The organism is Mycolicibacterium psychrotolerans, assembly GCF_010729305.1.
Taxonomy (GTDB): domain Bacteria; phylum Actinomycetota; class Actinomycetes; order Mycobacteriales; family Mycobacteriaceae; genus Mycobacterium; species Mycobacterium psychrotolerans.
Genome location: NZ_AP022574.1, coordinates 2308248 through 2334175 on the forward strand (window position 1 = coordinate 2308248; position 25928 = coordinate 2334175).

General features: G+C 68.6%; 26 protein-coding genes. 15 read left to right on the forward strand and 11 right to left on the reverse strand.

Annotation, left to right across the window (positions count from 1 at the left end):
- Nucleotides 1-14: 14 nt before the first annotated feature.
- The 3 genes from G6N45_RS11480 (at nucleotide 15) to G6N45_RS11490 (ending at nucleotide 5626) form a co-directional block, all read left to right on the forward strand.
- A complete protein-coding gene (locus G6N45_RS11480; RefSeq protein ID WP_407664318.1) occupies nucleotides 15-1295 on the forward strand; it encodes an IS256 family transposase in 1281 nt (426 codons plus the stop codon).
- 476 nt (nucleotides 1296-1771) lie between these two features.
- A complete protein-coding gene (locus G6N45_RS11485) occupies nucleotides 1772-5407 on the forward strand; it encodes a cadherin-like domain-containing protein (RefSeq protein ID WP_163722406.1) in 3636 nt (1211 codons plus the stop codon).
- 51 nt (nucleotides 5408-5458) lie between these two features.
- Nucleotides 5459-5626, forward strand: coding sequence for a hypothetical protein (locus G6N45_RS11490; protein ID WP_163719580.1), 168 nt, complete (start codon nucleotides 5459-5461; stop codon nucleotides 5624-5626).
- Between the two features lie 288 nt (nucleotides 5627-5914).
- Here G6N45_RS11490 and G6N45_RS28015 read toward each other — a convergent pair whose 3' ends face one another.
- Nucleotides 5915-6037 carry a type I restriction-modification system subunit M N-terminal domain-containing protein gene (locus G6N45_RS28015; RefSeq protein WP_246228954.1) on the reverse strand — a complete coding sequence of 41 codons (123 nt, stop codon included), beginning with the start codon at nucleotides 6035-6037 and terminating at the stop codon, nucleotides 5915-5917.
- Between the two features lie 189 nt (nucleotides 6038-6226).
- On the opposite strand from G6N45_RS28015, the gene G6N45_RS11500 reads away from it, so the two are divergent.
- Nucleotides 6227-6814: an HhH-GPD-type base excision DNA repair protein gene (locus tag G6N45_RS11500; RefSeq protein ID WP_163722408.1), complete on the forward strand. Its 588-nt coding sequence runs from the start codon at nucleotides 6227-6229 to the stop codon at nucleotides 6812-6814.
- Here the strand turns inward: G6N45_RS11500 and G6N45_RS11505 are convergent.
- A complete protein-coding gene (locus G6N45_RS11505) occupies nucleotides 6804-7193 on the reverse strand; it encodes a recombinase family protein (protein WP_163722410.1) in 390 nt (129 codons plus the stop codon). The two genes, G6N45_RS11500 and G6N45_RS11505, sit on opposite strands and share 11 nt — an antisense overlap.
- A 12-nt stretch (nucleotides 7194-7205) precedes the next feature.
- Nucleotides 7206-7886, reverse strand: a complete 681-nt coding sequence (locus tag G6N45_RS11510) for a nitroreductase family protein (protein ID WP_163722412.1) — start codon at nucleotides 7884-7886, stop codon at nucleotides 7206-7208.
- An 18-nt stretch (nucleotides 7887-7904) separates the two neighbouring features.
- Here G6N45_RS11510 and G6N45_RS11515 point away from each other — a divergent pair, with 18 nt between their 5' ends.
- On the forward strand, nucleotides 7905-8051 hold the full coding sequence (locus G6N45_RS11515) for a DUF1059 domain-containing protein (protein WP_063840660.1): 147 nt from the start codon (nucleotides 7905-7907) through the stop codon (nucleotides 8049-8051).
- Nucleotides 8052-8125: 74 nt separating this feature from the next.
- On the opposite strand, the gene G6N45_RS11520 is transcribed toward G6N45_RS11515, so the two are convergent.
- The gene (locus G6N45_RS11520; RefSeq protein WP_163722415.1) at nucleotides 8126-9109 is read right to left on the reverse strand and encodes an Rv1157c family protein; all 984 of its coding nucleotides are present in this window, start codon (nucleotides 9107-9109) and stop codon (nucleotides 8126-8128) included.
- A gap of 41 nt (nucleotides 9110-9150) precedes the next feature.
- Nucleotides 9151-9786 carry a hypothetical protein gene (locus G6N45_RS11525; protein WP_163722417.1) on the reverse strand — a complete coding sequence of 212 codons (636 nt, stop codon included), beginning with the start codon at nucleotides 9784-9786 and terminating at the stop codon, nucleotides 9151-9153.
- A gap of 121 nt (nucleotides 9787-9907) precedes the next feature.
- On the opposite strand from G6N45_RS11525, the gene G6N45_RS11530 reads away from it, so the two are divergent.
- The gene (locus tag G6N45_RS11530) at nucleotides 9908-11158 is read left to right on the forward strand and encodes a mannosyltransferase (protein WP_163728237.1); all 1251 of its coding nucleotides are present in this window, start codon (nucleotides 9908-9910) and stop codon (nucleotides 11156-11158) included.
- On the opposite strand, the gene G6N45_RS11535 is transcribed toward G6N45_RS11530, so the two are convergent.
- Nucleotides 11106-11387, reverse strand: a complete 282-nt coding sequence (locus G6N45_RS11535) for a 4a-hydroxytetrahydrobiopterin dehydratase (protein WP_163722418.1) — start codon at nucleotides 11385-11387, stop codon at nucleotides 11106-11108. The genes G6N45_RS11530 and G6N45_RS11535 overlap by 53 nt on opposite strands.
- 27 nt (nucleotides 11388-11414) lie before the next feature.
- Between G6N45_RS11535 and G6N45_RS11540 the strand changes: the two genes are divergently transcribed.
- Nucleotides 11415-11810: a (deoxy)nucleoside triphosphate pyrophosphohydrolase gene (locus G6N45_RS11540; RefSeq protein WP_163722420.1), complete on the forward strand. Its 396-nt coding sequence runs from the start codon at nucleotides 11415-11417 to the stop codon at nucleotides 11808-11810.
- Nucleotides 11811-11933: 123 nt separating this feature from the next.
- On the opposite strand, the gene G6N45_RS11545 is transcribed toward G6N45_RS11540, so the two are convergent.
- Complete coding sequence (locus G6N45_RS11545; protein ID WP_163722423.1) at nucleotides 11934-12200, reverse strand: FmdB family zinc ribbon protein; 267 nt, start codon at nucleotides 12198-12200, stop codon at nucleotides 11934-11936.
- Between the two features lie 68 nt (nucleotides 12201-12268).
- The gene (locus G6N45_RS27695; protein ID WP_170312443.1) at nucleotides 12269-12433 is read right to left on the reverse strand and encodes a hypothetical protein; all 165 of its coding nucleotides are present in this window, start codon (nucleotides 12431-12433) and stop codon (nucleotides 12269-12271) included.
- Between the two features lie 56 nt (nucleotides 12434-12489).
- Between G6N45_RS27695 and typA the strand changes: the two genes are divergently transcribed.
- The gene (gene typA, locus G6N45_RS11550; protein ID WP_179965311.1) at nucleotides 12490-14394 is read left to right on the forward strand and encodes a translational GTPase TypA; all 1905 of its coding nucleotides are present in this window, start codon (nucleotides 12490-12492) and stop codon (nucleotides 14392-14394) included.
- 94 nt (nucleotides 14395-14488) lie between these two features.
- Nucleotides 14489-16315 (forward strand): ABC transporter family substrate-binding protein, encoded by a 1827-nt coding sequence (locus G6N45_RS11555; protein WP_163728240.1) that lies wholly within the window; start codon nucleotides 14489-14491, stop codon nucleotides 16313-16315.
- Here G6N45_RS11555 and G6N45_RS11560 read toward each other — a convergent pair.
- A complete protein-coding gene (locus tag G6N45_RS11560; RefSeq protein WP_163722428.1) occupies nucleotides 16299-17537 on the reverse strand; it encodes a chloride channel protein in 1239 nt (412 codons plus the stop codon). The genes G6N45_RS11555 and G6N45_RS11560 overlap by 17 nt on opposite strands.
- 27 nt (nucleotides 17538-17564) lie before the next feature.
- On the opposite strand from G6N45_RS11560, the gene mshB reads away from it, so the two are divergent.
- The 5 genes from mshB to G6N45_RS11585 all read left to right on the forward strand — a co-directional run bounded on the left by mshB (nucleotide 17565) and on the right by G6N45_RS11585 (nucleotide 23113).
- A complete protein-coding gene (gene mshB / locus G6N45_RS11565) occupies nucleotides 17565-18419 on the forward strand; it encodes an N-acetyl-1-D-myo-inositol-2-amino-2-deoxy-alpha-D-glucopyranoside deacetylase (protein ID WP_163722431.1) in 855 nt (284 codons plus the stop codon).
- A gap of 118 nt (nucleotides 18420-18537) precedes the next feature.
- Complete coding sequence (locus G6N45_RS11570) at nucleotides 18538-19008, forward strand: hypothetical protein (protein ID WP_163722432.1); 471 nt, start codon at nucleotides 18538-18540, stop codon at nucleotides 19006-19008.
- An 85-nt stretch (nucleotides 19009-19093) separates the two neighbouring features.
- Nucleotides 19094-21673 carry a bifunctional FO biosynthesis protein CofGH gene (locus G6N45_RS11575; RefSeq protein WP_163722434.1) on the forward strand — a complete coding sequence of 860 codons (2580 nt, stop codon included), beginning with the start codon at nucleotides 19094-19096 and terminating at the stop codon, nucleotides 21671-21673.
- A gap of 58 nt (nucleotides 21674-21731) precedes the next feature.
- Complete coding sequence (locus G6N45_RS11580; RefSeq protein ID WP_163722436.1) at nucleotides 21732-22658, forward strand: fumarylacetoacetate hydrolase family protein; 927 nt, start codon at nucleotides 21732-21734, stop codon at nucleotides 22656-22658.
- Nucleotides 22655-23113 (forward strand): DUF2231 domain-containing protein, encoded by a 459-nt coding sequence (locus G6N45_RS11585; RefSeq protein WP_163722438.1) that lies wholly within the window; start codon nucleotides 22655-22657, stop codon nucleotides 23111-23113. The genes G6N45_RS11580 and G6N45_RS11585 overlap by 4 nt, the downstream gene beginning before the upstream one ends.
- A gap of 65 nt (nucleotides 23114-23178) precedes the next feature.
- Here G6N45_RS11585 and G6N45_RS11590 read toward each other — a convergent pair whose 3' ends face one another.
- Both G6N45_RS11590 and G6N45_RS11595 read right to left on the reverse strand, forming a co-directional pair.
- Nucleotides 23179-23733, reverse strand: coding sequence for a YceI family protein (locus G6N45_RS11590; RefSeq protein ID WP_163722439.1), 555 nt, complete (start codon nucleotides 23731-23733; stop codon nucleotides 23179-23181).
- A gap of 92 nt (nucleotides 23734-23825) precedes the next feature.
- Nucleotides 23826-25010 (reverse strand): MFS transporter, encoded by a 1185-nt coding sequence (locus tag G6N45_RS11595; RefSeq protein WP_197746873.1) that lies wholly within the window; start codon nucleotides 25008-25010, stop codon nucleotides 23826-23828.
- Between the two features lie 234 nt (nucleotides 25011-25244).
- Here G6N45_RS11595 and G6N45_RS11600 point away from each other — a divergent pair, with 234 nt between their 5' ends.
- Nucleotides 25245-25871: a TetR/AcrR family transcriptional regulator gene (locus G6N45_RS11600; protein ID WP_163722441.1), complete on the forward strand. Its 627-nt coding sequence runs from the start codon at nucleotides 25245-25247 to the stop codon at nucleotides 25869-25871.
- Nucleotides 25872-25928 lie beyond the last annotated feature (57 nt).

Sequence of the window (25928 nt, forward strand, 5' to 3'; positions counted from 1 at the left end):
GCGAGGAAGGTGCCGTGATGACGACACTGGACGATGTGACCAAGAAGAAGGCTGAGCAGTCTGCAGAGCAGCAGGCTGCAGTCGAGCTGGTCCGGCTGGCCCAGGAGCAGGGCCTATCGCTGACCGGGCCTGACGGGCTGCTCAAACAGCTCACCAAAACGGTGCTCGAGACCGCCCTGAATGAGGAGATGACCGAGCACCTCGGCTACGAGAAACACGACCCGCCGGAAGCGGGGACGGGCAACATCCGCAACGGCACCCGCACCAAGACGGTGCTGACCGACACCACCGGCCCGGTCGAACTTGACGTGCCCCGGGATCGCGCCGCGACGTTCGAGCCGCAGATCGTCAAGAAGCGGCAACGCCGCCTGTCCGGGGTCGATGAGATTGTCTTGTCCCTGTACGCCAAAGGGCTTACCACCGGTGAGATCTCGGCGCACTTCGCCGAGATCTACGGGGCGTCGGTGTCCAAGGAGACGATCAGCCGCATCACCGACAAGGTCATCGAGGAGATGAACGATTGGTCGGTGCGGCCCCTGGATGAAACCTACGCTGCGATCTTCATCGACGCGATCGTGGTGAAAGTCCGCGACGGCCAGGTCGCCAACCGGCCGTTCTACGCCGCGATCGGGGTCACCCTGGGAGGGGAACGCGACATCCTTGGCCTGTGGGCCGGCACCGGCGGTGAGGGCGCCAAGTTCTGGATGAGCGTGCTCACCGATCTACGCAACCGCGGTATCAAGGACACCTTCTTCGTCGTCTGCGACGGGCTGAAGGGACTGCCGGAGGTGGTGGGTAACGTGTGGCCGCAAGCGATCGTGCAGACGTGCATCATTCACCTGTTGCGCAACACTTTTCGGCTCACCTCCCGTAAGTACTGGGATGAGATCAAACGCGATATCAAACCGATCTACACCGCGGTCAACGCTACCGCGGCCCGCACGGCGTTCGACGAGTTGGCCGAGAAATGGCGGCAACGCTACCCGGCAGTGATCCGCCTGTGGGGCAACGCCTGGAACGAGTTCATCCCCTTCCTGGACTACGACGTGGAGATCCGGTGGGTGATCTGCTCGACGAATGCGATCGAGTCGCTCAACGCCCGCTACCGCCGCGCGATCAAGGCCCGCGGACACTTCCCCTCCGAGCAGGCCGCCCTGAAATGCCTCTATCTCGTGACACGATCGCTGGACCCGACCGGTGCCGGCAGGGCACGATGGACGATGCGGTGGAAACCTGCCCTGAACGCGTTAGCGATCACCTTCAGCGACCGATTCCCAGCAGCCGAAACCTACTGATGAAAACCGCCGGAAACACCGTTAACGAGATAGTCCCGCGGTGCACCCCCGTTTGCCGAGGCGCAGTTGCGATACTTACGAGAATGTTCGCGGAGGCCTTGTGGGCTGCTCTCCAAGACGGCTACGCGGGCCAGGGGCATTGGTTCGGCGGGGATCGCGAGGTGCTATGTAGCAGCACAAACGTGGCCCTGACTTCATCGGCTGACAACTGGCATATGAGGACAAAGCGTCCATTCCGCGCTTGCGGTGTGGTAAATGTTTAGCGGCCGAAGGTTTGCGGATGTTCGCTGCATCCGCAACCAGCGGCATTTATCAGACCACACGGGGGACAAAACGATATGGGCGAACATTCGGCTGCTCGCAACAGGGGGATGAGCGGAACGGGTGGTGCTCGCCACCGCGCACGAAACCAAAGACGCATTCGGCCGTACTCATGGTTGGGGGCGAGCGCAGTCACTGTCGGCGTCGGTGCAGCTTTGATCGGCGGTGCTGGCCATGCCGCCGCCGATACGGGAACAACCGAATCGCCATCGTCAACGTCATCGAGTGAGACCCCGTCATCGTCGAGAGGCGACGCCGGGGGGCGCGACGAATCTGCGGCGTCCATCGGCAATAGCGAAGCAGCGACGGACACCGAGAGCGAGCTCGGTGATGGAAGCCCTGACCTCGATGGGCAGAGCAGTTCGACGGTGGAGGGCGATGAGTCGTCCTCCGACGAAAGCGATCCGGACGAGCTGGAGCTGGAGCTGGAGCGGGACCGAAGAGCAGATTTCAACGAGATCGAGGTCCGCTCATCGCGGCCGGACATCGACGCCACGCAAGGTCTCGACCGCTCGCAAGCACCCGCTGGCCTCACCTCCGAAACAGACCTGCGAAAAAAACGTGGGCAGGCCATCGGCGACGACAACATAGTCGAGGCGGATACCGCCTCTTCCGCCGTCAACGCGACGGTTGCGAGTTTGTCGATTCCGATCGCGGATTCGCTGCGGTTAGGTGACCAGTCATCGACAGCTGCCGTTGGTGTGCGGCAGTCCGTCACCCTGAAGACGATCGTTACGGATGTCTTCCAGTGGATCGGTCTGGGTCCGATTGGGCCGCGTCTTCCAGTGCCGGAGCTCCCGATGCCGTCGTTTATGCAATCGCTGTGGCTTGCGGTGCGTGAGCATCAGTACAGATGGAACAACCAGAGGCCTGTTGCGCGGCCCACTATTTCGGGGCAGGACACCGAGAACGGCACGATCACAGGAAAACTCAACGCCACTGACTATGACGACGCCAAACTCACCTACACCGTTTCGGTGGACCCTCGCCACGGCTCGGTTGTCGTGGACGCCGATGGCAACTTCACCTACAGCCCCGATGTCGCGCTTGCGGCTCTGGGAGGCCGAGACAAGTTTGTCGTCACCATTGACGATCGAATCGGCAACCCGCCCCACCATTACGGCCTACTGGGTTTGATCGGCCTGCTCGGTCCGGTGAAGAAGACCATCTCCTTCGCGGTCGCTCCGTTTGAGCCTACGGGGAACCCCCAGGATGGCGGCCCCGTGCAGGGTGGCGTCACCGATGCCGCGACAGGAGCCGTCGTCGGTTCGATCGGTGTGGTCGACCCAGGCGGCAATCCGTTGACCTACGCGGTGACCGACGGACCGCTGCATGGCACGGTCACCATTGATCCCGAAACGGGCACGTACACCTACGAACCAACGGCCGCAGCACGTTTCGCCGCCGCGCTGCAGTCGCAAGCGCGCTCCTCGGCGTTGGCATCACCTGCATTCACGACGGTGGACAGGTTCACGGTCCACGTCAGCGGTGGACAGGCAGCGCCCGCGGTCCTCACGATCGACAACTTGCCCGTGACCCCGCTCGACCTTCATCTGGGCAAGCCGATCGATCTCGGTGACGGCCAGCCGAGTTATCCCTTCTCCGTCCTGGCCGGGGCTGATGGCCGCGGTTACGTCATGGACGCGGGTGCACGAGTAATACGGGTAGTTGAACCGGACGGCAGCCACCGTTCGATCGCACTGGGTGAAACTTTCGGGCTTCAGGCGTTGGCTCTCAGCGCCGACGGGAAACGTCTTTACGTCGCGAACACGAACATCGCCAACCAAACTGGAAGCGTGGCGGTCTTTGACACCACCACCGCGACCAAGATCACCGACGTCGCGCTCACCCGCGCTCCGCTGAGTATTACTACGGCCGCCGATGGAAGCATCTACGTCTTCGGCACCAGAGCGAGCTCGGTGAATGGGGTTCCCGTTTACGACGTGGCGTTGACCCGTATCGATGGACAGACCAACACCGTGATTGGCGACATCGCCAATCTCGGCAGCAAGTACCTGCTGTCACTGTCGGTTTCGCCCGATGGCTCGCGGGTGTTCGCGCGTGGGGTAGACGTCTTGAACCAACAAGCTATACCGGAATTGGTAGTGGTCGATACCTCCAGCGGGGGTGTCAAGACCATCGATCTTGTAGGCCAGATTCCCGATTTCGCCCAGACGCTAAATCATCCTGGGGTTACGCCTGACGGCAAGCAGATGTATGTGCCGGTGGCGATGATGAGCGCAGATCGGCTCATGTCCACGGCACTGGCAGTGATCGGCGTCGACCCAACGAGCGAAGACTACTTGCAGGTGACGAATCTCTTGCTACCGCACCAGCTGGGTGGGTTCATGTGGGCACTATCTCCGACATTCAGCGCGGACAGCAGTGCCGCATACATGTTCATGTCGGTGGCCGGGGAGCAACCGCTGACCGCCAAGTTGGTGCTCGCGGTCCTCGACACGCGCACCAATGCCGTCATCAAGACCAAGCCTGTCGATTTGTTCCCCAACGCCATGGCGATGACCGCCGACGGACTGAACGCCTACATCACCAGCCTGAAGTTCGACGAGAATGGTGAGCTCGTCAGCGGCGCAGGCTTCGTCAGCGTCCTCACGATCGACCCACCGGGTAACAAGGTCCCGGACGAGCGAACTCCCGCCTTCATCATAACCAACGTCGACGCCGACACCGGTGTAATCACTGGGCGCGTGAACTTCAACGACGCCGACGGCGACGATCTCACCTATGCATTGACCAAAGGCATCGACGCAGCGTTCGGTGTGCTGAATTTCGACCCAAGCACCGGGGCGTTCACGTTCACTCCGACCGAGGCCGCGCGCCGCAACGCGTTCACCACCGAGGGCACGGACACAGTTACTTTCACCATGACAGGGGCCGACGCCGAAGCCGCAGTTCCGGTTGACGTCACCCTGGCGATTAACGAACTAGCGCCGGCTCCGCCGCCGCCCCCGCCAGAGCTGCTGCAGGGCCAGTGGCTGGAGGTTGGCAAGTACCTTCAATCAGCGAACGGGCGTTTCCGGCTGTACATGCAAGGCGACGGCAACCTCGTGCTGTACGACGAAGCTCAGGGCCACAGGGCGTTGTGGGCGAGCAATACGTCGGGTCGGCCGGGGCTGCGCGCGGTGATGCAGGGGGACGGCAACCTTGTTCTCTACTCGGGTTCGACCGGCGTCTGGAGCAGCAAGACCAATGGCCACAACGGCGCCCGGCTGGTCGTGCAGGACGACGGTAACCTCGTGATCTACAAGGGTTCGACTGCGGTGTGGGACCGAAACGCGGGCGTGCTACAGCCGATACCCGGCGGGGGCGGAGGTGGCACCACCGTCCCTTCGGGATTGCGCGGTGACGATTACCCAGCCTTCCTCAAATCGCCGTCGGTTGAGAGCCTTACTCCCGATCCGTACGGGTTCTTCGCGCGCCAGTGCACATCGTTCGTCGCGTTCCGCCTCAGAACCGCCAATGGCATCGCGAACTTTCACAACACCATGGAAGGCAAGCGATTCGGCAACGCCAACAATTGGGCTAAGAATGCTAGGGCTCTCAAAAAGACCGTCGACGGCAATCCCACCGTGGGCTCCGTGGCAGTAGACGAGACCGGGCCGTGGGGTCACGTCGCCTGGGTCGCTGAAGTCAGGACGAACGGAACAATAGTGATCGAGGAGTACAACCGACTGATCAAGGGAACAAATCGGTCAGACGGCTTGTACCACGTCCGGACCCTCACCCAGGCGCAGTGGCGAGCCGAGTTCGAGGCGTTCATCCACTTCTGACACCTGTCTTTGAGCTCAAGGATCAAGGTGGCGTCGGACGCGAGGTGCGCGGTGCGGTACGAAATGGTGGGTGACGGCGCCGTCTGCCGCTGCCGGGCGGCGCGACGACTCGCCGAGCGGGGCGCCATGTACCCCGGGACCCGAGCCAGCAACTGCTACGGCACGGTCGACGACGTGATCACCGGCAGCATGCTTGCCTCGGTTCGGCCGGCGGCCTGAAAGTCGCTGATGTCGTCGTCCTCGTTAGGCTTCTCGTATATGTACCACGCGAAAGCGACGCCCAGGACGTGATCGACATCGATGCCGAGGCCGAGGCCGTCGGAATCGTAAAGCGGGCGTCCTTCATGTGTTCGGAGTAGGTTGACCCGTCGCCGCGGAGCCCGCGCAGGAACGGGAACACCTCCTGGCCGATCGTGTCGAACATCGCTCCCGGCTCGTCATCCTTGAGGTTCTTCCATCGCAGGTTCTGCTGATCAGGGCCGAACAAGATGCCCTCTTTAATGCCAGTCACACGGGCTTCTCTTCGGCCAGGGTGTTCAGGTCGTCAAGGCCGCGAATGAACAGCAGGTAAGTAATCTGCTCGATCACTTCAATCGGGTTGGAGATGCCCCCGACCAGAAGGCATCCCATACCCGGTCCACCTTGCTCTTCATCTCGCCGGTGATCAGTTCGACGCCTCCAGTGTGCTGATGCGGACTGAACCGGACTTTATACAGCGCGGGACCGACATTCCGGCCGACGGAGATGCGAGTCGCATCTCAGCGGTGCTGGCGCAACGGCTATTCGTATGAAGCTTCACTGGCCCCCTAAGCTGCTGACATGACTGTGAAGCTATGCCTCGCGCAGGATCCCGAAGCTGACGCGCTGCTGGAAGACAGTCCGTTTGCCCTGCTCACGGGCATGCTCCTCGATCAGCAGATCCCGATGGAGGTCGCTTTCGGCGGGCCGAAGAAGATCGCCGATCGGATCGGCAGCTTCGACGCGGCGACGATCGCCGACTTCGAGCCCGACGCGTTCGCCGCGCTCTGCTCGCAACCACCTGCGATACACCGTTTTCCGGGCTCGATGGCCAAGCGGGTCCAGGCGCTGGCGCAGGTGATCGTCGACGAGTACGGCGGCGACGCGACCGCGCTGTGGTCCGACGGCGCGTCCGGAGCCGACGTGCTGCGCCGCCTCAAGGCCCTGCCCGGCTTCGGCGAGCAGAAGGCCAAGATCTTCCTGGCGCTGCTGGGCAAGCAGTACGGCGTGACGCCCTCGGGGTGGCGTGCCGCGGCCGGTGACTACGGCAAGGCAGGCACGCACATGTCGGTGGCCGACGTGAAAGACGCCGGGTCGCTGCAGAAGGTGCGCTCCTACAAGAAGGAGATGAAGGCGGCAGCCAAGGCGGCGAAGCCGGCTAAGGGCTGATCTCGCTGTCGCTGACGGCGTCCAGGGCCGCGAGGTCGGTGAGCACCCCGGCCACCACCCGGCCCGTCGCGCTCGCGGTGTCGAGCCCGGTTCGCAAGCAGCGCAACGTAATTCCGCGCGTCGTCAGGTCCGCGACGGTCTGGGCGACCTCGGCCACCGAACGGCCCAGGCGTTCGAGGGCCACGACCACCACGATGTCTCCCGAACGCGCATAGCTGAGCAGAGCGACCAGGCCCGCCCGCATCTTGTCCGCCGAACCGGCCGTCCTGTCGGTGAAGATCCGGCGTGGGTCCACCCCCGCGGCGGCGAGTTCAGCCAGTTGGTTCTCCAGGTCCCCGCACGGCCGGCCGACCGTCGCGTAACCCAGCGTGACCGTCACCACTCCAAGGTCTCACGACGCGGGCGCGCCCGGTGGAAAAGACGCGCCGTCGAACCGCTCCGACGTCACGAATTCCACAACCGGCCTGCGGGTCAGCCTGCGCACCTGATGCTGCGGCTTGCCGAGGGGGACCACCGCGGCGACGGCGTGGTCGGCGGGGATTCCGAGAAGTTGCCGCACCCGCGGCTCCTCGGCGACGGCCATCGTGGTGAGCACCCCGCCGAAGCCTTCGTTGCGGGCGGCCAGCAGCACGTTCCAGACGAACGGGTACACCGACGCCCCGGCGATCAGCCCGATGCGGTCGAGGTCCTGGTCCATCGCGGCCACCATGCCGAGATCGACGCAGACCACCAGCACCACCGCGGCGGTGAGCAGCGGCACGGTCATCTGCGCGGGCACCTCGGTGGCGGCCAGCTGCTCGGCGGACACCCGCATGGGGTGCAGCGGGTTCCACGGGGCCTCACCGTTGGCGGACTGGGCGAGGTAGCGGCGGGCTCCCGTCTCGCTGAGCGCCGCGAGCACCTCGCGGGTCTTGGGGTCGCGCAGCGCGATCACGCGCACGCCCTGACGGTTGCCGCCGGTCGGTGCGAACCGCGCGTGGTCGAGGATCCGGTACAGCACGTCGTCGGGCAGCGGGTCGCCGGTGAACCGCCGGACGGCACCCGTCGTGCGCATCACCTGGTAGGTGTCCATGTGTGCCATTGTGAAGTCATGAAGACTCACTTGAGCTGCCCGTGCGGCGAAGCGATCCAGGGCAAGGACGAGGACGATCTGGTCGAGAAGGCCCAGGCGCATCTGTCCGAGGTGCACCCCGGCCGCGAGTACGACCGCGACGCCATCCTGTTCATGGCCTACTGACCACCCGAACGTGCACTCCTTGTAGTCCCCGCCCGTCGACGACTACAAGGAATGCGCGTTCGCAACAGGCCGGCTCATGGGACGACGGTGGAGCCGATCGTCGGCATGAACTGGCACTGCTTCTCGGTCGTCGTGACCTGACCGAAGACCGTCGACATGATGCTGCCCGAGCCGGTGTCGGCGATGGCCGTCAACGTCGTCGGTCCGTTCGGGTTCATGTCCGGCCGCGGCTTGAGCGTCACGCTGCCCGACTTGCCGGTCGTCAGGTTCACCCAGGTGGCGTTCAGCGGCAGCTTCTGCTCCGCCGCGGGACCCGGGGTGCCGACCGCGGTGAACACGTACGCGGTCTGGCCGGGGCCGGGGCCCGGCAGCGGGATCGTGGCCGGGCCCGCCACCGAGATGGCGGTCGCGAGCACGTTGCCGCCGTCCTTGAGGCAGCCGTTGCTGATCGACGGATACAGGAAGTCCTGCGTCACGGGCGCATTCGGGCCGAACCCGGGCGGCCCGGGCGTGGTGGCCGCGACGGGCGTGGCCGCCGGGTCCGGTACCGGCGCCGCGGCGGGATCCGCGGCCGGCGGCGCCACCGGGTCGGGTCCCGGTGCGGGCGGCGGACCGGGCAGAGCCTGCGGCGTCACGACGTGCGCCACTTCCGGTGCCGCGTCGGGGACCGGGCCGACGGCGTACTGCGGGTTGACGCCCGCGGGCAGATGCGCCTCGGTGCCCGGCGTCGCACCCGTCGCCGGCACATGCGCGACGGGTTGCACGAACTGGTTCACCGCCGTCGCGACTTCCCGCGACGGCGCCGGGGCGGCGGCGTCCCCGGCGAACACCGCGGCCGCAGCCATCAGCATCGAGGCGGCATTGGCCGGATCGGCGGCGGCCTGCTGAATGACGGGCCCGATGCTCTGCACCGCGGGCAGGCCGGGGGCCTGCAGCCCGTCGATCGGCAGTGGCGCCGCCGGGTCGGCGTGAGCGACGCCGGTCACGCCGACCGCCAGCAACGCGGTCGATGAACTCACCGCCACTGCGGTGGTGAGCATCGTCCTGATCGTTGACATGGTCCCCCAATGTTGGTGTCGGATTCTGGTCGAGCCGGATGTCAGGGCAGGGCCGAGAGCGGGGTGAACAGCGGTGCGGCCGGCGCGCCGGCGGGGGTGGCTGCCGGCGCCGCGGCCGCCGGTGCGGCGGTGCCGCCCGTGGGCAGCAGTCCGGCCAGCGGGGACCCGCCGGGCAGCAGTGACGCGAGGCTGCCGGGCGCGCCGAGCGCGTCGGTCAGCCCGGACAGCGGCGACGCGGCGGGCGTGTTGACGGGCGGAACCGTGGTGGTGTTCCCGGCCGGCACCGTACCGGGGGTGGCCGTCACCGTCGGCATCGCCGCAGGCAGCGTGGACGGCAGTGCCGCGACGGCGCCGGGCAGGGCATTCACGCTGGGGGGCAGCGTCAGCGACGCGGTGGCTCCGGGGGCGGGGGCCAGCGGTGCCGTCGCGGCGCCCGTCGCGGCGGTCGCGGCCGGGGCGGCGTTGCCCATCAGGTTGGCGAAGCCCTGCATCAGCTGCGTCGCGGCCGCCGGGTTGGCGGCGAGTTGCTGCAGGAACGGCAGGCCGGGCACTTCGGGGGCGGGCGCCGGGGCCGGGGCCGGCTGCGCGGCCGCGGTGGCACTCAGGGCGACGGCAGCCGACACCGCTCCTGCCGCTGCGATCATCGTGGTGGCGAACAGTTTCCGGGTGCGGTGCATGAGGTCTCCCAATCGATGTAATTGCATGCCTGAACCCGAAGCTAGCCTGTTACTAGAGTTACTCAAGTGACATGTGTGGCATTTATGCAACCGTTACGGAGGTGAAGGCGGATGGTGACCGATCGCTAGAGTTCTCGGCATCGACACCATCGACGCGACACCCGGCTCGCGGTGGGCGGCCCGGCTGTCCGCCGCCGCGCCCCTGCTCCTGATCCTCAGCGTCGGCGCCCGGCTGGCCTGGACCTACCTCCTGCCCAACGGCGCCAACTTCGTCGACCTGCACGTCTACGTCGGGGGCGCGGCGGCACTCGACCACCCCGGCGCCCTGTACGACTACGTCTACGCCGACCAGACCCCCGACTTCCCGCTGCCGTTCACCTATCCGCCATTCGCCGCGGTGGTGTTCTATCCGCTGCACCTGTTGCCGTTCGGGCTGGTGGCGTTCCTGTGGTCGGTCGGCATCGTCGCGGCGCTCTACGGCGTGGTGCGGCTCAGCCAGCGGCTGCTGACCGATTCCTCGGCGCCGGGCAGCAGGCGGACCGCGATGCTGTGGACCGCGGTCGGCATCTGGACCGAGCCGCTGCGCAGCACCTTCGACTACGGCCAGGTGAACGTCGTTCTGGTGCTGGCGATCCTGTACGCGGTGTACAGCAACAGGTGGTGGCTGTCGGGGCTGCTGATCGGTCTGGCCGCCGGGATCAAGCTGACGCCGGCCGCGTCGGGCCTGTACTTCGCCGGTGCCCGCCGGTGGGCGACGGTCGTGTTCTCCGCCGTGGTGTTCGTGGGGACGGTCCTGGTGTCGGTAGCTGTGGTCGGCGAGCAGGCGCGCTACTACTTCACCGATCTGCTCGGCGACGCCGGGCGCGTCGGCCCGGTCGGCACGTCGTTCAACCAGTCCTGGCGCGGGGGCATCTCCCGCATCCTCGGTCACGACGCCGGCTACGGTCCCGTCGTCGTCGCAGGCATCGTGGTGACGGCCGTGCTGGCGGTGCTCGCCTGGCGCGCGGTGGGCGGGGCCGCCGACCGGCTCGGCGCGGTGGTCATCGTGTCGCTGTTCGGGCTGCTGCTCTCGCCGATCTCATGGACCCATCACTGGGTGTGGCTGATCCCGCTGATGATCTGGTTGCGCCACGGTCCGCTGCGCGACGAACGCGGCGCGCGCGTGCTCGGCTGGGGATGGCTGGCGCTGACGCTCGTCGGGGTGCCGTGGCTGCTCAGCTTCGCCCAGCCGACCATCTGGGTGATCTCCCGGCCCTGGTATCTGGCATGGGCCGGCCTGGTCTACATCGTCGCCACGCTGGCGACGCTCGGCTGGATCGCTAGCCGAGGAGCCCGTCGATCTCGCGTGCCATCGCCACATCCTTGTCCGTGATGCCACCCTCGGAGTGCGTGACCAACGCGAAAGTGACCGTCCGCCAACGGATGTCGATGTCGGGATGATGGTCGGCGGCCTCCGCGCGTTCGGCCACCCGGCGCACCGCCTCGATGCCGTCGAGGAACGCCGGGAACGTCACGCTGCGGCGCAGTGCGCCGTCGGCGCGCTCCCAGCCCTCGAGCTCGGGGAGCGCGGCGTCGACTTGCTCGTCCGATAACACAGCCATGCCCTCGACGGTATACCGTCTGCGCCCATGTCCACCCTGGTTGTCGTCGCCGGAGCGCTGATCGAGCGGGGGATGCTGCTGGTGGCGCAACGGGCGAGACCGCCGGAGCTGGCCGGACGCTGGGAACTGCCCGGCGGCAAGGTCGCGCCGGGCGAGAGCGACGCCGATGCGCTGGCGCGGGAATTGCACGAGGAACTCGGAATCGGTGTGGCCGTGGGCGAGCGCCTGGGCGCCGACGTCGCGCTGAGCCCGACGACGACGCTGCGGGCCTACCTCGTCACCCGAGCCGGCGGCATGCTGCACCCGCACGACCACCGCGCGTTGCGCTGGGTCGGCAGCGATGACCTCGACGGGCTGGAGTGGGTGCCGGCCGACCGGGCGTGGCTGCCCGAACTGGCGGCGCTGCTGCGGTCCCAGAGCTGATCGCGGGCGACACCGCCGGAGGGCCGGTCGTGCGCGCGCAGCCCGATGGCGAACGCGGTCTGGTCGTCGAAGCTCAACGGAAAACCTTCGCGCGCAGCGGAACTCGACGCCCCGCGGTGAGGTCTAGAACCGCAGCCGGTCGTCGAGCACGTGCACCGGAGCGTCACGGTGGCGCGCCGCGTAGATCGGGTGCAGGAGCGTCGGGTGCTCGCAGTGCGGGCACGACGCTCTCGGGTCCCGCCTGGAGTTGAACGCGAGGTGGTGACAGGCCGAGCACCGCACCACGTACAGCGCGCCGATCCAGTTCAGCAGACCCAGATAGATCGCGAGCGCGGCCAGCGTGGCCAGTGCCGTGATCAGGGCAACGGTCAGTACCTCGTAAACCGTCATATCGGCCCACTTTCTCGACGAAACTGCCTGACGGGTGCCTCCACGGTACGCCGCTGAACAGGCGCGAATCAGGCCTTTCGCGCTCTCTTGAGTACCTTCTGGAGTTCCTTGCCGCGGATCCCGTCGTGCTCGGCCCTGCGGACCTTCTGCAGCACCACCGGGCACTGTTTGCAGCGTGGTTTGCTGCGGCAGCACTTCTTCTTCGGGGTCAGCTCGGTGAGCTTGCGGGCCACGTGACGGGTGTCTCTCGTTTTCGCGATCGGTGCACGGCACTGCGACAATCACCGGCGTGACTGCACGCCCCGATTTCCGCAACGTCGCCATTGTGGCCCACGTCGACCACGGCAAGACCACGCTGGTCGACGCGATGCTGCGCCAGTCCGGGGCGCTGACCCACCGCGGTGACGACGCGATCGAACGGCTGATGGACTCCGGTGACCTGGAGAAAGAAAAGGGCATCACGATCCTGGCCAAGAACACCGCGGTGCACCGGCACCACGCCGACGGCAGCATGACGGTGATCAACGTCATCGACACCCCGGGCCACGCCGACTTCGGCGGCGAGGTGGAGCGCGGCCTGTCCATGGTCGACGGCGTGCTGCTGCTGGTCGACGCCTCGGAGGGTCCGCTGCCGCAGACCCGGTTCGTGCTGCGCAAGGCGCTGGCCGCACACCTGCCGGTGATCGTGGTGGTCAACAAGACCGACCGGCCCGACGCCCGCATCGCCGAGGTCGTCGAGGAGAGCCACGACCTGCTGCTCGACGTCGCCTCGGACCTCGATGCAGAGGCGCAGACGGCCGCCGAGTTCGCCCTCGGGCTGCCGGTGCTGTACGCCTCGGGGCGCGCGGGCATCGCCAGCACCACCGAGCCCGCCAATGGCGAGAACCCCGATGGCGAGAATCTCGACCCGCTGTTCGATGTCCTCATGGAGCACATCCCGCCGCCGCAGGGCGACCCGGAGGCCCCGCTGCAGGCGCTCGTCACCAACCTCGACGCGTCGGCGTTCCTGGGCAGGCTCGCGCTGATCCGCATCTACAAGGGCCGCATCCGCAAGGGCCAGCAGGTGGCCTGGATGCGCGAGGTCGACGGCCACCCCGTCATCACGAACGCGAAGATCACCGAGCTGCTGGTCACCGAGGGCGTGGAGCGAACGGCCACCCAGGAGGCCGTCGCCGGTGACATCGTCGCGGTCGCCGGTATCCCGGAGATCATGATCGGCGACACCCTGGCCGACCCCGACCACGCCCACGCGCTGCCCCGCATCACCGTCGACGAGCCGGCGATCTCGGTGACCATCGGCACCAACACCTCCCCGATCGCGGGCAAGGTGTCCGGACACAAGCTGACCGCGCGCATGGTGAAGAGCCGGCTGGACGCCGAACTCGTCGGCAACGTGTCGATCAAGGTCGTCGACATCGGCCGCCCGGACGCCTGGGAGGTGCAGGGCCGAGGCGAGCTGGCGCTGGCGGTGCTCGTCGAGCAGATGCGCCGCGAGGGCTTCGAGCTGACCGTCGGCAAGCCGCAGGTGGTCACCCGCACCATCGACGGCAAGCTGCACGAGCCGTTCGAGGCCATGACGATCGACTGCCCGGAGGAGTTCGTCGGCGCCATCACCCAGCTGATGGCCGCCCGCAAGGGCCGCATGGAGGAGATGACCAACCATGCCGCCGGCTGGGTCCGGATGGACTTCATCGTGCCCAGCCGCGGCCTGATCGGGTTCCGCACCGACTTCCTGACGCTGACCCGCGGCACCGGCATCGCCAACGCGGTGTTCGACGGCTACCGGCCGTGGGCGGGGGAGATCCGCGCCCGTCACAGCGGGTCGTTGGTGTCCGACCGCAGCGGCCAGATCACCCCGTTCGCGATGATCCAGCTCGCCGACCGCGGGCAGTTCTTCGTCGAGCCCGGCCAGGAGACCTACGAAGGTCAGGTCGTCGGGATCAACCCGCGCGCCGAGGATCTGGACATCAACATCACCCGCGAGAAGAAGCTCACCAACATGCGGTCGTCGACGGCCGACGTGATGGAGACGCTGGCCCGGCCGCTGGAACTCGACCTCGAGAAGGCGATGGAGTTCTGCGCCGAGGACGAGTGCGTGGAGGTAACGCCGGAGATCGTGCGGGTGCGCAAGGTGGAGCTGACGGCGTCGCTGCGGGCGCGGGCGAAGGCGCGGGCCAAGCAGGCCAATTCGTAGCGGGTCGTCGGTGGCCGCGGGCCGACGGTCCGGCGGTCGATACGCTGACAGCGTGCCGACCGCCCGCCGTTTGTTGACCTGCGCGGTCGCGGTGATGGTACTGCTGTCGGGCTGCACGGTGAGTCCGCCGCCCGCGCCGCAGAGCACCGACACCACCGAATCCACCGCACCGCCGCCGACCAAGGCGACCCAGATCATCATGGCGATCGACTCGATCGGTCCCGGCTTCAACGCCCACCTGCTCTCCGACCAGTCGCCGGTCAACGCCGCGATCAGCTCGCTGGTGCTGCCGAGCTCGTTCCGGCCGATCCCGGACTCCCGCACCCCGACGGGATCGCGCTGGGAGATGGACACCTCGCTGCTGGAGTCCGCCGAGGTGACCGGTCAGGACCCGTTCACCGTCACCTACAAGATCCGTCCCGAGGCGCAGTGGACGGACAACGCGCCCATCGGCGCCGATGACTTCTGGTACCTGTGGCGGCAGATGGTCAGCCAGCCCGGCGCCGTGGACCCCGCCGGCTACGACCTGATCACCGGGGTGCAGTCCGTGGAGGGCGGTAAGACCGCGGTGGTCACCTTCGCGCAGCCGTACCCGGCGTGGCGCGAACTGTTCAACGACATCCTGCCCGCGCACATCGTCAAGGACGTGCCCGGCGGCTTCCCGGCCGGTCTGGCGCAGGCGATGCCGGTGACGGGCGGGCAGTTCCGGGTCGAGAGCATCGACCCGCAGCGCGACGAGATCCTGCTGGCCCGCAACGACCGCTACTGGGGCAAGCCGGCCACCCCGGACCTCATCCTGTTCCGGCGCGGCGGCGCCCCGGCCGCACTGGCCGACTCGATCCGCAACGGCGACACCCAGGTCGCCCAGGTGCACGGCGGCTCGGCGGTGTTCGCGCAGCTGTCGGCGATCCCCGACGTGCGGACGGCGCGCATCGTGACCCCCCGCGTCATGCAAATGTCGCTGCGCGCCCAACAGCCCTCCCTCACCGACGCCCAGGTGCGCAAAGCGGTCCTCGGTCTGCTCGACGTCGACCTGCTTGCCGCCGTCGGTGCCGGTGACGACAACACCGTCACGCTGGCGCAGGCGCAGGTGCGTTCGCCGTCCGACCCGGGCTACGTGCCGACGGCGCCACCGGCGATGACGCGCGAGGCGGCGATGGCGCTGCTGGGCGCGGCCGGCTACCGGGTCGAACCCGTGCCGACCCCCGCCCCGAACGAGCAGCCGCCCGGCCCGACCCCGCCCGAGAGCAACCGCGGGCAGCTGATCAAGGACGGCGAGCCGCTGACGCTGGTGCTCGGGGTGGCCAACAACGATCCGACCGCGGTGGCGGTGGCCAACACCGCGGCCGACCAGCTGCGAAGTGTCGGCATCGCGGCGTCGGTGTCGGCCCTGGACCCGGTGACGCTCTACGGCGACGCGCTGGTCAACAACCGCGTCGACGCGGTGGTCGGCTGGCATCAGGCCGGCGGCGACCTGGCGACCGCGCTCGCGTCGCGCTACGGCTGCCCCGCGCTGGAGGCGACCGCGATCCCCACCGCGACGGCCCTGCCGTCCACCGGCGACAGCGCCACGCCGTCGCCGTCCCCGACGCCCAGGCCGTCCGCCCCGGCGACGACGCCGACGTCTGCGCCGCCGGCGCCGGAGTCCGGTCAGCTCGTCCAGGCGCCCAGCAACATCACCGGCATCTGCGACCGCGCGATCCAGCCGCGGATCGACGCGGCGCTGGAGGGCACCGCCGACATCGGCGAGGTGATCGACGAGGTGGAGCCGCGGCTGTGGGACATGGCGACGGTGCTGCCGATCCTGCAGGACACCACGATCGTCGCGGCGGGCCCGAGCGTGCAGGGTGTCAGCCTGACCGGAGCGGTGCCGGTCGGCATCGTCGGTGACGCCGGGCAGTGGGTCAAGCTGCCGCAGTAGCGGACCGCCTGCGCCGCCGCAGCATGACCAGGCCGGCCGACGTGAACGCCGCGAGCGCGAACACCGCCAGCAGCCAGACCGGCGGCCGTGCCAGCTCCCAGACGAACAGCGTCGCGAACAGCGGCGAGCGCTGGGTGATCGCCAGAACCCCCGCCGCGCACGTCAACGACACCGCCGCCACCGGCAGGGCGGTACCCGCCCCGGCGTTCAGCGCGAGCGCCACCACCGAGCCGGCCGCCGCGCCGGTCGCCAGCGCCGGGGTGAGCATCCCGCCGACCGCGCCGGCCCGCAGGAACAGCGCGGTCAGTACCGGCTTGAGCACCAGGATGGCGGCCGCCGCGGTGAGCGTGAGCCCGCTGTTGACGCTCACCTCGAGAACACTGCGGCCGTTGCCCGGCAGCTCGGGCAGCCAGATCGAACACACCCCCGTGAGGAGCCCGGCCGCGGCGATCGCCGGGATCAGCACCGCCGATCGCCCCACGGTGATCGGCCGCGCCGCGGCTATCAGGCGGTTGAACGCCAGGCCTACCGCGACCGCCAGCGGCGCCAGCGCCACCGCGAGGAACCCGAACAGGTACGACAGGTCCGCGTCCGGCCACACCAGCGGATGTTGCAGGTGGGTGACCGGCGCGGCCACGGCGACGGCCAGGCTCGAGGTGATCAGGGCCGTTCCCCAGGCCCGCGGATGCCACGTGCCGAGCAGGATCCGCGTCGCGAACAGTGCGCCGCCCAGCGGCACGCTGTACACCGCACCCAGCCCTGCGCCCGCCGCGCACGCCAGCAGGATCTCGCGGTCGCGCGCGGTGAGCGCCCACCGCGACGTGCCCAGGTCACCCCACGCCACGGCCAGCTGCCGCGGCGCGCCCTCCCGGCCGAGCGACGCCCCGGATCCGACGAGCAGCACCTGAAGTCCCGCGTCGACGGTCAACCCGAGCCGCCGCACCGGCCGCTCGCCGGCCAGCACCGCGGACATTCCCTGCACGGGGCGCCGGCGCCGCAGCAGCCACCACCCCGAGCCCGCCAGCGCGCCGCCCACCATGGGCCCCAGCGCGCGGCGCAGGTCACCGCTGTCCTCGACGCCGGTGAGCAGGGTGCCGAACGTGTAGCGGTAGGTGACGTGCTCGACGGCGTGCAGCAGCAGTGTGGTCGAGGCGCCCGCCACCCCGGCGAGCAGGCCGATGAGCACGATGGCGCACCCGTACTCGACAGCGCGGCGGGTCACCAGGGGAATCTAAGGCAAGCTGAGCGCATGGAGACGCCGCGGCTTCTTTTCGTGCACGCCCACCCCGACGACGAGACCCTGACCACCGGCGCGACCATCGCGCACTACTGCGCGCGCGGCGCGCAGGTGCAGGTGCTCACGTGCACGCTCGGTGAAGAGGGCGAGGTCATCGGCGAGGACTGGGCACAGCTGGCCGTCGACGGTGCCGACCAGCTCGGCGGCTACCGGATCGGGGAGCTGACCGCCGCCCTGGCCGCGCTCGGCGTGGACCGGCCCCGCTTCCTCGGCGGCGCAGGCCGCTGGCGCGATTCCGGCATGGAGGGCACGCCTTCCCGGAACCGGCAGCGGTTCGTCGACGGGGACATCGAGGAGCAGACCGCCGCGCTGGCCGCCGTCGTCGACGAGCTGCGTCCGCACGTGGTCGTCACCTACGACCCGCAGGGCGGCTACGGCCACCCCGACCACATCCACGCCCACCGGGTCACGATGGCCGGCGTCGCCGCGTCGCAGTGGCGGGTGCCGAAGGTGTACTGGACGGTGATGTCGTGGACCGCCCTGTCCGCCGGTCTCGCGGCGCTGACGAACGTGCCCGACGGATGGATCCGCATCGACGCCGACGCCCTGCCGATCATCGGCTACGCCGACGACGCGATCGACGCGGCGCTCGACGTCGCCGCGCACGTGCCCGCGAAGCTGGCCGCGCTGCGGGCGCACGCCACGCAGGTGCAGGTGTCACCGGACGGCACGGTGATGGCGCTGTCCAACGGCATCGCGCTGCCCGTTCCGTCCGTGGAGCACTACACCCTGGTCGAGGGCGCCGCGGGGGAGCGCGACCACCGGGGCTGGGAAACCGACCTGCTGGCGGGCCTGAGCCTGGGGTGAGGGCGGGGACGACGGGGTACAGTGCCCTCAACTGCACGGCGCGCGCGGAAGGCATGCACATGGATCCGGATCTCGATCCCAACCTGCAGCACTGGCAGGACCGCCTGGACAACTTCCAGTGGGTCGTCGGTTCCCTGGTGTCCGTGCTCGACAGCATCCCGACCTGACGGCGCCCACCGCGCCGGTGTCAGATCGGCTCCGGCCCCTCGTCCTTGGCGTTCTCGCGCTCGACGGCGTGCTGTCGGCGCTGATGGCCGTCTTCTTCCTGCCGCTGCGCATCGGCGGCGTCCCCGTTCCGATCAGTGCGGTGCTCAGTGGTGTGCTCAATGTCGCGTTGGTGTGGGTGGCACTGCAGTGGACGTCGTCGCAGCGGCTCGCGGCGCTGCCGCTGTGGACCTGGCTCGCGACCGTGCTGCTGTGCACGTTCGGCGGTCCCGGCGACGACATCGTGTTCGGCGGCTCCGGGCTGATGGAGTATGCGTCGGTGCTGCTCATCGCCGTCGGCGCGCTGCCGGCAGGCTGGCTGCTGAGCCGGCGACGGGCCGCGGCCCCCAGCACCGGGGCGGGCGCCGGGGCGCACGTTCGTTGACTACTGTGGCCGGTATGCCAGGCACCTGGGTCCGTCGAATGTGTGACGCGCGGATGATCCGCGTCCATGCCGGGGTTATGAGGAAGTGGCTCTGAACCCCCAGCACGGCACCGACCTGCCCAGCCCCAGCGTCCCCCCCGTCTCGACAGCGCCCTCGCCGGCCGCGCTGCGGCGGGTGCTGCGCCGCGCTCGGGACGGCGTGGCGCTCAACGTCGATGAGGCCGCGATCGCGCTGACGGCGCGCGGCGACGACCTGGCCGACCTGTGCGCCAGCGCGGCACGGGTGCGCGACGCCGGCCTGGAGGCAGCCAGCCGGCGCGGCGCCACCGGCAGGCTGCCGGTCAGCTACTCGCGCAAGGTCTTCATCCCGGTCACCCATCTGTGCCGCGACACCTGCCACTACTGCACGTTCGTGACGGTGCCCGGCCGGCTGCGGGCCGCTGGCAAGGGCATGTTCATGGAGGCCGACGAGATACTCGAGGTCGCCCGCCGCGGTGCCGAATTGGGATGCAAGGAAGCGTTGTTCACGCTCGGCGACCGACCGGAGGCGCGCTGGGACGAGGCGCGCCAGTGGCTCGACGAGCGCGGTTACGACTCGACGCTGGACTACGTGCGGGCCATGGCCATCCGGGTGCTCGAGGAGACCGGGCTGTTGCCGCACCTCAACCCCGGCGTGATGAGCTGGTCGGAACTCTCCCGGCTCAAGCCCGTCGCACCGTCGATGGGCATGATGCTCGAGACGACGTCGCGCCGCCTGTTCGAGACCCGCGGCGAGGCGCATCACGGCAGCCCCGACAAGGATCCCGAGGTGCGGCTGCGCACGCTGGCCGACGCCGGCCGGCTGTCCATCCCGTTCACCACCGGGCTGCTCGTCGGTATCGGTGAGACGCTCGCCGAACGGGCCGACACCATCCACGCGATCCGCCGCTCGCACAAGGAATTCGGCCATGTGCAGGAAGTGATCGTGCAGAACTTCCGCGCCAAGGACCACACCGCGATGGCCTCGGTGCCCGACGCCGGCATCGACGACTTCCTGGCCACCCTGGCCGTCACGCGGCTGGTGATGGGGCCGAAGATGCGCATCCAGGCCCCGCCCAACCTGGTGTCGCGGCAGGAGTGCCTCGCGCTGATCGGCGCGGGCGTCGACGACTGGGGCGGGGTGTCGCCGCTGACCCCCGACCACGTGAACCCGGAGCGGCCGTGGCCGGCGCTCGACGAGTTGGCCGCGGTGACCGCCGAGGCGGGATACGACCTGGTCCAACGGCTCACCGCGCAGCCGCAGTTCGTGCAGGCCGGTGCCGCGTGGATCGACCCGCGGGTGCAGGGACACGTCAACGCGCTGGCCGACCCCGACACCGGCTACGCGCTCGACGTCAATCCGGTCGGCCGGCCGTGGCAGGAACCCGACGAGGCGACCGAGTCGCTTGGCCGCACCGACCTGCACACGGCGATCGACGCCCAGGGCAGGCTGACCGAGACGCGCAGCGATCTGGGCAGCGCGTTCGGGGATTGGGAGTCCATCCGGGAGAAGGTCAACGAGCTGGCCGCACGCGCCCCCGAACGGCTGGATACCGATGTGCTGGCCGCGCTGCGCTCGGCCGAGCGGGATCCGGCCGGCTGCACCGACGACGAGTACCTGGCACTGGCCACCGCTGATGGTCCTGCGCTGGACGCTGTTGCCGCTCTTGCTGATTCGCTGCGCCGTGACACCGTCGGCGATGACGTGACATTCGTCGTCAACCGGAACATCAACTTCACCAACATCTGCTACACGGGTTGCCGGTTCTGTGCATTCGCGCAGCGCAAGGGCGACGCCGACGCGTACTCGCTGTCCACCGACGAGGTTGCCGCCCGGGCGTGGGAAGCGCACGTCGCCGGCGCCACCGAGGTCTGCATGCAGGGCGGTATCGACCCGGAGCTTCCGGTGACGGGCTACGCCGACCTGGTGCGCGCGGTCAAGGAGCGGGTGCCCTCGATGCACGTGCACGCGTTCAGCCCGATGGAGATCGCCAACGGAGCGACCAAGAGCGGCATGAGCATCCGCGAATGGCTGACCGCGCTGCGGGAGGCCGGGCTGGACACCATCCCTGGCACGGCCGCGGAGATCCTCGACGACGAGGTGCGCTGGGTGCTGACCAAGGGCAAGCTGCCGACCTCGCTGTGGATCGACGTGATCACCACCGCCCACGAAGTGGGGCTGCGGTCGAGTTCGACGATGATGTACGGGCACGTCGACCAGCCCCGGCACTGGGTCGGGCATCTGCGTGTGCTGCGTGGAATCCAGGACCGCACAGGCGGATTCACCGAGTTCGTGCCGCTGCCGTTCGTGCACCAGTCCTCGCCGCTGTACTTGGCAGGCGGCGCGCGGCCCGGGCCGACGCACCGTGACAACCGTGCGGTGCACGCGCTGGCGCGGATCATGTTGCACGGCAGGATCTCCAACATCCAGACCAGCTGGGTCAAACTCGGCGTCGAGCGCACCCAGGCGATGCTCACCGGTGGCGCCAACGATCTGGGCGGCACGCTGATGGAGGAGACGATCTCGCGGATGGCGGGCTCGGAGAACGGGAGCGCCAAGACGGTCGCCGAACTCGTCGCGATCGCCGAGGGCATCGGCCGCCCGGCGCGACAGCGCTCGACGGACTACACCCCGCTGGCCGCGTAATCGTCGCGAGCGCCTGTCATGGCGCCGATTCACAGCTGCGGCTGGTATCACAGTCAGTGTGAAGCTGCGGCGTGTGCTCACCGACGGCCGGCTCGAGGTGCAGTCGCTCGGCGCCGACGGTACGTGGCACGTCACGCAGGACAGCGCGGCGCTCGGCGGCCGGGTCTTCGATGCCGACTGGGAGCACGCCTGCGCGCAGCGCCACCTCCAGATGTCGGGCAACGTGCTGCCCTTTGCGCCCGCATCGTTTCGTGACTTCATGCTCTACGAGCGCCACGCGATCGACGCGGCACGCGGTCTGGTGAGCCGGTTCCATCCGGGTCAGTCCCTGGCCGCAGGAGTGGTCGAGCGGCTCACCCGGAAACCGTTCCCGCTGTTCAGACCCAAGCCGCTGTTCTATCGCCAGCCGATCTACTACATGTCCAATCATCTGAGCTTCGTGCCCAGCGGCACCCCGGTGCCGGTCCCGTCCTATTCGCGCGCACTGGATTTCGAGTTGGAGGTGGGTTTCGTGCTGCGCGCGCCGCTGCTCGACGCCCGGCCCGCCGAGGCGCTCGACGCGATCGGCGCCTTCGTCGTGGTGAACGATTTCAGCGCCCGCGACGTGCAACGACGCGAGATGGCAACAGGACTCGGGCCGCAGAAGGCCAAACACTTCGCATCGTCGATGTCGGTGGTGGCGGTGACGGCCGACGAGATCCTGCCGCACATCGACGACCTGACGGGGTCGGTGACCGTCAACGGAACCACCGTGGCCACCGTGTTCAGCCGCGGCATGCAGTGGACGCTGGGCGAGGTGCTCGCGCATGCCTCCCGGAACGAAAAACTCTATCCCGGTGAGCTGTTCGCCACGGGAACCTTGCCGGGTGGAAGCGGCATGGAGACTGGCCACTGGCTGCGGCCCGGCGACCGGCTGACATTGGCCATCGACCAGATCGGTGGGATCAGCCATTCCATCGTGAGTTCGGTGAAGGAGACCCCATGACAACTATTGCCGGCCTGCCCGCGCACGCGCTGCTCGTCCACGGCGTCGTCGTGCTGGCGCCGCTGACGGCGATACTGGCCATCCTGTGCGCCGTCTGGCCCGCAGCGCGAGCGCGGTTCGTCTGGCTGGTGGTGGCGCTGGCAGCGGTCAACCTGGTGCTGACGCCGCTGACCACCTCGGCCGGTGAGTGGCTGTACAACCTGGAAAGTGAGCACCGGCCGATCCTGGAGAAGCACGAGGAGCTCGGCGAGACGATGATCTACTACTCCGTCGCACTGCTGGCGGTCGCCATCGCGATCGCGGTGCTGCACGTTCTCGCACATCGGACCGACAGAACCCGGACGGTGGCCACCGTCGTCGTTGCCGTGGCGGCGGTCCTGGTCGGCGTCTCGTCGATCGTCGGTGTCGTCGGAATCGGCCATTCGGGCGCCGAAGCGAAGTGGGGCGCCGAGTAGCCCCTGTGGGGGACGTCAGGTGATCACTCGGGCCGCATCGACGATGCGGCCCGAGTGCACGAGTCTCAGGCCTGCTTGAGCGCCTCGATCTCGAGGGTGATCGTCACCTTGTCGCCGACGACGGCGCCGCCTGTCTCGAGCGGCATGTCGATGTCGATCCCGAAGTCCTTGCGGTTGAGCACCACCGAGGCCTCGAAGCCGGCCACCTCGCCGTGGCCCATGCCGGGATTGACGCCGTTGAACTCCAGCGTCAGCGAGATCGGCTTGGTGACGCCCTTGAGGGTGAAGTCACCGTCGACGACGTAGTGGTCGCCGTCGGCCCGCACCGCCGTGGACGCGAAGGTCGCGACGGGGTGGTTCTCGACGTCGAAGAAGTCGGCGGCCCGCAGGTGCGCGTCGCGCTGCTCGTTGCGGGTGTTGACGGAGTCGACGGCGATCTCGGCGGTCACGGACGGGGTGCCGTCGTCGGCGACGGTGATCGCACCGCTGAAGGTGTCGAATTCGCCGCGGACCTTGCTCACCACGAGGTGGCGTACCGAGAAGCCCACCGACGAGTGGACGGGGTCGATGGCCCAGGTGCCGGTGGGCAGGGCGGTGGCAACGGAAACGGGGCTGGTCATGGGGGTTCCTTCCGAAAGCGCGTCGGCGGGTCCGACGGTCACGCCGACTTAAACGGACCGTAGTCCGAATTCATTCCCGCCCCGCCCGTAGCTCAGCGCGTGCCCATCGGGAACGCCGATCGACGGGAGCCCACCGCGACCAGCAGCGCCGCAGCCGCCAGCGCGACCATGACCACCGGCAGTCCGAGGCCGGCAAAATGGGTGATCAACAGGCCACCGAAGAACCCGCCGCCGAAGATGGCCAGGTTGAACGCCACTCCGACCAGAGAGTTCGCCACATCGGCGTTGTCGCCGCTCGCGATCGCCGTGGCTGTCTGCAACTGGGTGGCCGCTCCGCCGAAGGCCACGCCCCACAGCGCCAGGGCGAGGAGCACCGGCGTCAGATGGCTGTGGCCGACGCCGAACAGCACACCGGCCAGCACGAAGGACGCGATGCTCGTGAACACCAGCACGCGGAGTGCGCGGTCGATCAGGGCGCCCGTGATCCATACCCCGGCTATGGCGCCGGCTCCGACGATCATCAGAGCGGTCTGCGTCGAGAGCCCGACGTCGGCGAACCTCAGGTATGTCGCGATGTAGGTGTAAAAGGTGTTGTGCGCCAACATCCACGCGACGATCACCAGCAGGATGGCGGCGACGCCGGGTATCGCGAAGACTTTGTTCACCGGGAGGCGGGAGGAGGCGCGTTGGCCGGGCGCATCGGGCACGACGGCCACCGTGAGCGCGAGCGTGACGATGGCCAAGATCGACAGCGCGACGAACGCATAACGCCATCCCAGGGTGGAACCCAGCCAGGATCCGAACGGTGTCCCGAGCGCGAGGCCGGCGGGGACGCCGATCGACGCCACCGCCAACGCGCGTCCGGCGTGCTGGGCGGGGCTGATGCGCCGGGCGTAGCCGGCGAGCAGGCCCCACAGCAGACCGGAGCACGCACCCGCGAACACCCGCGCGCCGAGCGACAGCACGATGTCGGTGGAGGCCGCGGTGACCACATTGGCAGCCAGGATGCCGAGCAGACCCGTCAAGGCAACGGGTTTGCGGCGCAGCCCGCGCGTCATCGCCGTCAGCGGGATCGCGGCGATCACCGTGCCCATGGCCCAAGCGCTGACCAACTGTCCTGCCGTGGCCTCGGAGACGGTCATCCCGGCGGCGATCTGCGGCAGCAACCCTGCCGGCATGGTCTCCGATGCGATGAGCACGAACCCCATCAACGCCATGATCAGCAGCGCGGCATACGGCAGCCGAGCGCCGGCGGCGTCCGATGAAGCGTGACGCATTGTTGTCGGAATACTCACGGTGCTCCAGATTCGAGATCGAGCGTCCGGCTGAGCGGGCGCGATGATGGACGGTGGCGTTGCCGTCACCTGGTCGGTGAACTCAGTCAAGCCGCCATCGTCGGCGCGCGGGAGTTCGCGTTGATAGGTGTACCGCTGGTGCACCCCAGAGCGACTGAAGCGCCGGCGCACTGATGTGACCCCGACCGGCTTCCCATCGATGTAAGACTTGTCAACATGGCGGCCACGTCGTACCACCACGGCAACCTCCGGCAGACGCTGCTCGACCACGGCGTCGCGCTGGCGCGCGCCGGTGGCCCCGATGCCGTGGTGCTGCGCGACGTGCAGCGCCTGGCCGGTGTCAGCAACTCGGCGGCCTACCGGCACTACGCCGACCGCCGGGCCCTGCTGGGGGCGGTGCAGATCCACGCGATGACGCAGCTGGGGGAGGCCATGCGCGACGCGGTGGCGGCGGTGCCCAACCGTGGGCCGCGCGACCGCCGGGCGCTGGCGCGGCTCAGCGCGACGGGCCGCGCCTACGTCGATTTCGCGCTCGCCGAGCCGGGGCTCTTCCGCACCGCCTTCGCCAAGGACGGACCCGACCGCGCCGACGAGAGCGTCGAGCCGTCGCGTCATCCGTTCCGGATTCTGTCGGGCTGCGTCGACGACCTCGTCGAGGTCGGAGTGCTGGCCGCGGACCGTCGTCCCGGCTTCGACGAGGCGGCCTGGGCGGCGGTGCACGGTGCGGCCACGCTCTTCCTCGACGGTCCGCTGAACCATGCAACCGCCGAGGAGCGGCGGTTGATCACCGAGCGGCTCCTCGCCGTCGTCGAAGACGGGGTGCGGTCGACGCGTTCTCGCTGACTCTATGTTGACAGCGTTAACTTGACCTGCCATGCTCGCGGGTGTTAACAGTGTCAA

Bases quoted from the DNA above. Each gene is read 5' to 3' on its own strand.
- G6N45_RS28015 (WP_246228954.1), bottom strand. From the start codon at position 6,037: ATGGGATGCCTTCTGGTCGGGGGCATCTCCAACCCGATTGAAGTGATC.
- G6N45_RS11500 (WP_163722408.1), top strand. From the start codon at position 6,227: ATGACTGTGAAGCTATGCCTCGCGCAGGATCCCGAAGCTGACGCGCTG.
- G6N45_RS11510 (WP_163722412.1), bottom strand. From the start codon at position 7,886: ATGGACACCTACCAGGTGATGCGCACGACGGGTGCCGTCCGGCGGTTC.
- G6N45_RS11515 (WP_063840660.1), top strand. From the start codon at position 7,905: ATGAAGACTCACTTGAGCTGCCCGTGCGGCGAAGCGATCCAGGGCAAG.
- G6N45_RS11520 (WP_163722415.1), bottom strand. From the start codon at position 9,109: ATGTCAACGATCAGGACGATGCTCACCACCGCAGTGGCGGTGAGTTCA.
- G6N45_RS11525 (WP_163722417.1), bottom strand. From the start codon at position 9,786: ATGCACCGCACCCGGAAACTGTTCGCCACCACGATGATCGCAGCGGCA.
- G6N45_RS11535 (WP_163722418.1), bottom strand. From the start codon at position 11,387: ATGGCTGTGTTATCGGACGAGCAAGTCGACGCCGCGCTCCCCGAGCTC.
- G6N45_RS11540 (WP_163722420.1), top strand. From the start codon at position 11,415: ATGTCCACCCTGGTTGTCGTCGCCGGAGCGCTGATCGAGCGGGGGATG.
- G6N45_RS11545 (WP_163722423.1), bottom strand. From the start codon at position 12,200: ATGACGGTTTACGAGGTACTGACCGTTGCCCTGATCACGGCACTGGCC.
- G6N45_RS11555 (WP_163728240.1), top strand. From the start codon at position 14,489: ATGGTACTGCTGTCGGGCTGCACGGTGAGTCCGCCGCCCGCGCCGCAG.
- mshB (WP_163722431.1), top strand. From the start codon at position 17,565: ATGGAGACGCCGCGGCTTCTTTTCGTGCACGCCCACCCCGACGACGAG.
- G6N45_RS11585 (WP_163722438.1), top strand. From the start codon at position 22,655: ATGACAACTATTGCCGGCCTGCCCGCGCACGCGCTGCTCGTCCACGGC.
- G6N45_RS11590 (WP_163722439.1), bottom strand. From the start codon at position 23,733: ATGACCAGCCCCGTTTCCGTTGCCACCGCCCTGCCCACCGGCACCTGG.
- G6N45_RS11595 (WP_197746873.1), bottom strand. From the start codon at position 25,010: ATGCGTCACGCTTCATCGGACGCCGCCGGCGCTCGGCTGCCGTATGCC.
- G6N45_RS11600 (WP_163722441.1), top strand. From the start codon at position 25,245: ATGGCGGCCACGTCGTACCACCACGGCAACCTCCGGCAGACGCTGCTC.